The 7,786-nt window shown below is 38.4% G+C and carries 6 protein-coding genes; 1 reads left to right on the plus strand and 5 read right to left on the minus strand.

What is annotated here, in order from left to right; translation table 11 throughout:
- Positions 1 to 516, minus strand: a 516-nt coding sequence (locus tag AC1DPQ_RS11510; protein ID WP_477609365.1) for a tetratricopeptide repeat protein, incomplete at its 3' end; no start/stop codon positions are given.
- Between the two features lie 207 nt (positions 517 to 723).
- Positions 724 to 918 carry a hypothetical protein gene (locus AC1DPQ_RS11515; protein ID WP_477580026.1) on the minus strand — a complete coding sequence of 65 codons (195 nt, stop codon included), beginning with the start codon at positions 916 to 918 and terminating at the stop codon, positions 724 to 726.
- Positions 919 to 1,297: 379 nt separating this feature from the next.
- On the opposite strand from AC1DPQ_RS11515, the gene AC1DPQ_RS11520 reads away from it, so the two are divergent.
- Entirely contained in the window at positions 1,298 to 2,314 is a 1,017-nt protein-coding gene (locus AC1DPQ_RS11520; RefSeq protein WP_477580028.1) for a hypothetical protein, read from the plus strand.
- 91 nt (positions 2,315 to 2,405) lie between these two features.
- Here AC1DPQ_RS11520 and AC1DPQ_RS11525 read toward each other — a convergent pair whose 3' ends face one another.
- From AC1DPQ_RS11525 to AC1DPQ_RS11535, 3 genes are all read right to left on the minus strand, one after another.
- Positions 2,406 to 2,957: a hypothetical protein gene (locus AC1DPQ_RS11525; RefSeq protein WP_477580030.1), complete on the minus strand. Its 552-nt coding sequence runs from the start codon at positions 2,955 to 2,957 to the stop codon at positions 2,406 to 2,408.
- A gap of 474 nt (positions 2,958 to 3,431) precedes the next feature.
- Positions 3,432 to 4,760, minus strand: a complete 1,329-nt coding sequence (locus AC1DPQ_RS11530) for an SWIM zinc finger family protein (protein WP_477609367.1) — start codon at positions 4,758 to 4,760, stop codon at positions 3,432 to 3,434.
- 1 nt (position 4,761) lies between these two features.
- Positions 4,762 to 7,786 (minus strand): DUF6493 family protein (locus AC1DPQ_RS11535; RefSeq protein ID WP_477609369.1); only part of this gene is annotated, 3,025 nt, incomplete at its 5' end.

A 7,786-nucleotide genomic window follows, 5' to 3' on the forward strand; every position in this document is an offset into this window, starting at 1 on the left:
GATCTGATCATATATTTTTAGTGCTGAATGATAATCCTTTATTTCTTGGTACACTTTTGCCTCGTTATTTAAATACATACGGGTATCTAGGGGATCATCAGAAAACTTTATGGCTGAATGATATAATTTTAATGAATTATTATAATCTTTTAAATTGTATGTGGCAATACCTAAATTGTTATAATTAGATCCTAAATAGTAGTGATGCTTTGGATTATTTTCATTCAGATATTTATTGGCTTGAAGTGAGGTTTCCTGACCGCTAAAGTAATCACCTTCGTTCGTTAGTATTATTGCCATATTAATTAAGCTACTGGCAACGCTCAAGCTATCTCTATTCTGGAGTCCGAATTCTTTTGCCTGATAAAATAGAATAAAGGCACTATCTGGCTTTCCACTATCTCGATACTTTTTTGCTATATCGTAGTATGGATTATTAAATTTCTTTCCTATAGTTTCTTTTTCTTTGCAAGAAAATAGGAAGAACAGAAGGATAAATGAGAAAAGCAGTTTCAAGAGGCTATTTTTTATCCGAAAATACAAAAAATAAGAAGGTTTTATTCATTCAATTTTTTGTTCTCAGGTAGATTCTGTAACGGCAATAATATTTTTTCAAATCATTGTGATATAGATCATAAAGCTAGGTTGGAAGGGTGTGGGATTTTTAAAAGGTTAGTACAAAAAAAGGAAGATGGCCATAAGCCATCTTCCTTGTAAAAGATGTTACCTTGGAGGGTTTTGCCCTGTATCACCTCCAGTGCCATCGTCACCTGGGTCCGTATCTCCTGGGTCACCTGGATCACCAGGATCCGTATCAGTAGTATTTACAGTTGTTGTTCCGCCACAAGATGCAGAATGGTTTGTATTTGATGGAGTAGCTAATCCCAATAGGATAGCAATAAATAATGGTAAAAACATGATTCAAAAATTTTAGAAATGATTAACTCAGTAGTTCCCCGCGACCATTCGCGGGGTTTGCTACGATTTGTAAATCAGAAGGCCTTCTGAAATTTTTGGGAAGTGTTGAGTGTCTGTCGCGGGAGCCAATAACTGCTTCCCAAACCGGCTATTAACTACCGCGATTTCTACTCGTTTTTAACAGTTGATTCTTTGCTTGGATTATTGTTTGAATCGTTGCTTGAATTAAATGTTAGGACAAATATCTTAGCTTTAAATCGCTAGTTTTCAGATAATTCCGAAGATTCTAAATAATTCTTTTTAAATTCCATAGAATTCCGGAAAACCGTAAGGGTTCCAAAAATTCCATTTCTATTTTTACGCTTAAATTTTTTGAAAAATGCCTGAAGATTATCAAGACTTAGTATTGGCTACCTATAAAAAGATGAGAGATGGTGGGGAGCTTTATACAATTTTACCTAAAGAAACCACTACAAGATTAAGAACAGCTTGTTTAAAGGTTTATGATAGTAGATATATTCCAAAGGAAGCTGATATACTTCCAAACGATGCTGATATACTATCAGTGTTTTTTGAAGTAGATAAGATGAAGTGCGATGATTATCGGAAGGTTATCAATGATTCAGAGCCAGATGATTTTAAGGCTTTATGCAACCACATTAAAGGAGAGACAGGGAAAACTAGCGAAGAGAATACAGACCTTTTAGCCTGGTTAATAGATTTCCAACCTAGACCAAGTGGTATTTATTATTCGACCTTAGTAAGAGGAAAGGATAATGGACGGGGAGCTGGTGAACGTAAAACCAAGCCGAATAATCTCCTAACACAACAATTATTTCTTACACGTTATATTGTCGTTTCATGTATTTTCTTAATTTTTATCGGCAGTATTGCTTTTACGATTTGGGAAAATTGGTCTACAACGATTAGGATGCCTAATCCTGATGAAAAATACATGTATTGGGATGGCGACCATTATGAACCAGTAAAAGAAGGCGAACAAAAGGCTGGTGTTCCTACAATCAAATTAAACCTTCAAGCACTGAAACGGCAACGCAGAATTAATTTACATGATACGATGACCAATTATTCGGTAGGGAAAGTTTGGCATATTAAGATTGGAAATAATCCTGAGTTTTATACTGATAGTGGAATACATCCTGTAGATACAGCAAGGCGATTAAGGCCTATGAGTTCATATGTGCATACCAAATATAATTCTTATCCAAGATATATATTAACGCATTTAGTCTGGTTTATCTGCGCCGCCTTTTTGATAAGCATCTGTGGCTTTGGGGTAAGTAGAATTAAGAGAAAAGTGAGCGACGAAAAGAATGGACATACAACTAATGATAGTTTGCTCCATTTATCTAAAACGAAATTAGCCCAACAATAAGTTTAACCTATTATTGGGCTATGAAATGTATTTAACGGCTATTCATGGTGTAACCCAAATGCATCACACCTGGATTAAACCATTACCTGTTTTATTGGCCCCAGTTTACCTGGATGTTGTTTTTTTGGGCGTAGGCTTTACCTTTTTCCATTAAGGCATTAAAATTTTGCTCAAAGCGGGCGCCATATTTCTGGTCGATGCTGTTAATAATTTCATCTTTGGCACTTTGGCTGCCTTTACTGTCGCACAGTTTGGCATAAGCCAGGTATTCGTTTTTATAAACGGGGATGACCAGTTCGTACAATTGCTGCGAAAGGGCTTTAATTTCTTTTTCTTCATCGCCCGAGGTGGAGAGCTTTTTTACCTTTTCGAGCGATTGCTCGAGGTATAAAATTTTGTTGTTGAGGCTGGTGGTGGCTTCGTTGCCTTTCTTTTTACTGGATGGGATATCGGGATATTCTTTGGTTTCGTCGTTGAGGTGGCGGGCCAGATCAGGGCTRGCAAAATCGTTGATCATATTGGTGTTTAAGATCGTAATGTCGAAGAAATGTTCCGGGGTTTCGGAGCATGCGGAGAAAAAAAGTGTAATGAGGATTAAAATAGCGAATCTTGATTTTTGGGATAGTGCTTGTAATTTGTTCATGAGCTAAAATGGGTTTTCCTTATGAAATTTAAGCTTCGGTAGAAGCAAAGATTGAGCCGTTTTTGAGTTTTTACCTTATAAGAAATATAAGATCATTTAAGTGCCTGGTCGATTGATCAGTCCAGAGTTGGAAGTCTGGAGTTGGTTTACAAAAGATAGTTTTACCATTAAGAGGTTAGGAACATTAAGATAACCGCCTAGCTTGGTGTTCTCCGTGCCTAGACTCTGCGAAATTGCGGTTAAAAGATCAGGGTATTTCACCATTAAGGAGTTAAGATTGAGACCAGCGCTACGCCGGAAGCATCTCTATGTTCTCCGTGCTTTTTCTCTGCGGTCTCGGTGGTAAAAAATGCAAAGAGTCCGAAAGTCGGAGGACCAGGGGCGAAGTTAATAGCGCAAAAATAACCGCCTGCTTTGTATTCTTTGCGCGCTCTTCTCCACGAAATTGCGGTTAAAAGAGCTAAAATCAGCTATCTATCCGGCAACCATTTTTACTGCCAAAATGTGCTTACAAATACCTCTTTTACCCTGGTAGGTAGTAAACCATTCGCAGGTACAGCGGTAACCCTGTTTATTGATAACAACCTTGTGTAATACACCAGTGCCTTTAACTTCAGCCTCGATATAACTGTTTTCTTTTTTAAGGATCTGAACCTGCTGCTCATCAATCAGTTTTTTTGCATTTTTTAACCGGGGGTTTAAAGTTAATATGCGTTCCGTTTTAAAAGGAAGCTGCCGATAAAAATGGCTTCTGCCCATTAAATCGTAACCGAGTAAGCCGATTGATGATAAGCTTGAGGTGAGCTGGTCCATTGTACCAAAATCGATATCGTGCTCGATGGAAAGTAAGGTAGGGTCGAAATTTTCGTTTGCTTTGAGTAAACTGTTCAGTCCGTATACCCATTCAACCGGTAAATTTTCCGTCATCTGTTCAAGTGCCTTTCCTTCACCTGAAAATCCGCGGTATGCATCGGGAGAGAAAGCCATAAGCAATTGCATTTTACCAAATTCATATACAAAGGCCACGGTCTGTTTATCGGCAGATTCGTAAATGTAAACCTTATCGGCAATAGCTAAAATACCATCTAATAAGCGGAGCCTGTGTAAGCCCCCTATACGCACGGCATCAGCGGTTGCCAGTGTCGAAAACATAAATTTGCCTGCCCTTTTCGAAATAAAGAAATCGCCTTTAACTGTTCCTTTTGGCAGGTTTTGAAAAAGTTGTATGGTTTGTATTTTATTCAGTTCAAATTTTAGGTCCATATCAGCAAGATAAAGCTGTACACTGGTTAAGCCCTTAATCCAACGGGTGGGTAAGGTTACCTTTTTTTCTGTCACTTTAGTTTTGCTGGTAATTACCTGTACTTCTTGCTGGCCCACCGCCAGGGTTACTTTTTCGTTTTTCTGGATGCTGTTCAGGGCATTTAACATGGGATCGTTAAAATCGACATTGGTAGTGCCGCTTGCAATAAATTCACCATCTATAGATTCGGGTTTCATGTCCAGTCTAACATATACGCCGTTGCATGAAGAAAAACCTTCAAACCTGATGCGTTCAGTACCGGCAGTAACAATGGGATCTCGTAAACTTGGAGGGATTGGACCAAAGCTTGATCTAACTACTTTAGCAATGGTGCTCCAGCATTTAGCGGTAACATAAGGATYGGTTAAGCTTCCCCAAAAAAAGCAGGGGATATTGTTTACGGCCTCTATTTCGGTTTGGTGGGCTAAAACTAAACTATTAATTCCTTTAGTTTTGGTAAAGGCAGAAACGCCACTGTAGTGATATTGTAGGTCGGTCATGTTAAGCTGTAATAATTTGTTTAATTAAACCCTTAAGGGAAGCATTGTCTTTCCATCTTTCGAAAAATGCAATAGCCTCTGGCATAGGTTGTTTATTGGTTTTGTAAAGCATATCTATATAATGCTCAACCAGTTTTTTAAAGTTTACAGGAAGCTTTTCTGCAATAACCAGGTGTTTTAACAAGTTTTCAAGCAGTTGTAGAAATGCAGAATTGTGCAAGGCAGAAACATCTTTTAATGCCCCAATACTTTCTACCAGACGTAAAAATGCCCCATATTTATTTGAGGCTAAATAAGCAAGCTTTGTGGCCAAAAGATCCAGATCGATAATCCGTTTTTCGACCAGGTTGATCAATACTTCTGAAGCCATTAAACGGACTTCTTTTTTATCCATAAAAAACATACAGGCAAAAACCAACATCGAGACATCTGAAAAACGGAATCCTGTACTGTTGATTACATGAAGGAAACCTTTAAGTTCTGACGCACCCCCGCTGGCATGCAAGCATGATGAACGCAGTATAAACCAACTCAGGGCATCATTATGCTGCGGCATCAGGCTGTTCCAGTAATAAACATTGCCTTCGCTGTTCATCATATACTCCCAACTGTTTTTTCGGCCATATAAATCTAAAGCTGGCAAGAAAGAACCATGTACTGTAGTAAATGGGGGTAAATCGAAGCTTAGCTCGTACCACGATGCTGATCTTTCTATTTTCTTGGTCTGATAATTCGTATACTCGTTCCACTTTTCTTTAATCCTTATTTCGGGCTTAAACGGAGAAACAGCCATTGGATAATCTTTGAGGTAAGTATTGTTAAATACGGCAAAGGTTTCATCGGGATAGTACATTCTGGCGGCCATTGCCCACACGCTTTTTAAGCCGGCCTCTGTTGAACCTCCCATTTTCGTCAACAGTTTATTAAATATACTATCGCTTTTAATCGTAATATCTTTTGTAGTGCCCAAACAAAAGGCCATGAGTTGTTTAAGCTCGCCGTTAAGCTTTTCTAAAAGTGGAACCGCTTCTTCTACCTGTTCGCGTGGCATGCGGCTAATGGCAATAGTTAAATCGAGTGCATTGATTTCTTCTTCATTTTCATGATAGGTAATTAATCTTTCTAAAAGTATTTTTGGAGCCACCCAATATGGATAGTGTGTAGGGAAAGAAAGCATGGGTAGGCGGATGTTGCCAGCCATTCTTTTTTGCACGATATCTAAATAAGGCCTGATGAGCAGGAGCGTTTTGATTTTATGATAGGTATTTTGTGTTATGGTAAACACAAAACCGATATTTTTTATTTTTTCGCGCAGAAATGTGGCGATATAAGTTTTATGAACACTTTCAAAATATTTCTTTTCAACCTGTTGTCCGTAAGGGGCTAATTGTTTGGCATAATCAGCAGGGAATAAATGTTGTTGGGTGATGTAGGTATTTAGTAGTATCTCGGCATCGGCTATTTCTTCTGAAGCAATAAATTTGCCGAATAAATATACCACATCATTCCAATCCTTCGGCAATACAATGGGCTCATTTAGCACCTTTTCCTGTTTATGTTTAAAATGATAGCTTTCTAAAGCGTCATCAGCAACAAGAAAATCTTCGGCCGCGAGCAAACTGCTTAAGCCCGCGCGGACATTTCCCAACATCAGTGCCGAATAACCTGATAATTTTTCGTGTAATGCAATATCTTTTGGTGCTGCTATTTTTAAGAGCAGTTTACTTGCCCTTTCTTGCAGGTTAAGATCGGGCACCACATAAGTATCAGCAATCAGAGAAGTGATCCTTTTGTTTAATTTGGGTTGTGATTTATTCAGTTTCTCCAGAACAGGCAGAATGTTCTTAATGGCCGTTTTGTTATCGTTGCTCATCATCAAAGGTTCAAGCCAATCGAGAAAAGAGTTGGTGTTAAACTTTTTCTCTTCATAAATCTGTTTGATCAACGCTACCGATGCATTTACAACTGGTGCAAAAGCATATTGCAAACAAGCAAAAAGGTATTCCTGATAAAGCACAAGCTCTGCAGCAGTAGGATTTAAATCGCTTAATCTTTTTCGATAAAAAGATTTAAGGTTGTTGTTCCAATCTTTGGTTTGGATTAAAATGGCCTGTTCTATAAACTGTTGCCGATCTAGTTTCCCATCCTGCAATAGGGCGTTGTAGATAATCTCCCATATAGAAAATTCGTTATATGCCTGGGTATCGTTATCTCTGAAGTAATTGTTCTGTATCCCGGTTTCGTAGTAGTATAAATTGGGTACATCGCGTGTATAGGCCAACTCATCGTTCAGTATATATTTGATAAAATCTCTTGTCTTTATTTTAGACGACCACTCCCTAAAGCGGCCTAAACACAACGTATACAGTTCGGGCAATGGTTTAATTAAAGCATGACTTTCGAGGAAACGCAAGGTTTGGTAACTAAAATTCCGCCACTCGCTTTTTTTCACTTTATCGAGAATAAAATCGTTAATCCAATCGGGTTGCGCCCATTGCAAAATGGCTAAAATTTGAGGGTCTTTCGCTTTTTCCAATATGTCGAAAGCTTCATCCCAGGCCATAATATCTGTTTTGCTCAGTAGGCCGATGGCGGTAAGTGTAATAATATCTCTTAATTTCTCATCCCCTCTTGTACCCCACCTATGGCTTGCAGACTTAAACCCTGGTTCATTGCTAAGGTCAATATAAGTCATCCAGTGCCGTTTTTTAGCTTTAATATGCCTTTTAAGTACTTCTATATTTCCTTTGGCGTTTTGTTGCAGAAATGGTAATAATGCTGCCAGATTTCTCTCCATCAAAATGGCGTCGTAAGCATTTAATATTTCGGTTACATCTTTACCTCCACTTTTTTTAGGTGTGGATAGCACCTGGCTGATAATTACTTCACCCGTTTCGGAATAACCTTTCTTTGTTTTTTCGCTCAGCAGTTTTTCTGCGGTTTTTAAACATTGGTCAGCATCGTCAAAAGTTTTAGTCTGCGAAATACCGCTGGTTCCATTTCGGCCATAAGTAACGGTGTAGCTA

The sequence above is a fragment of the Pedobacter sp. 01T416_2 genome, from assembly GCF_056398925.1.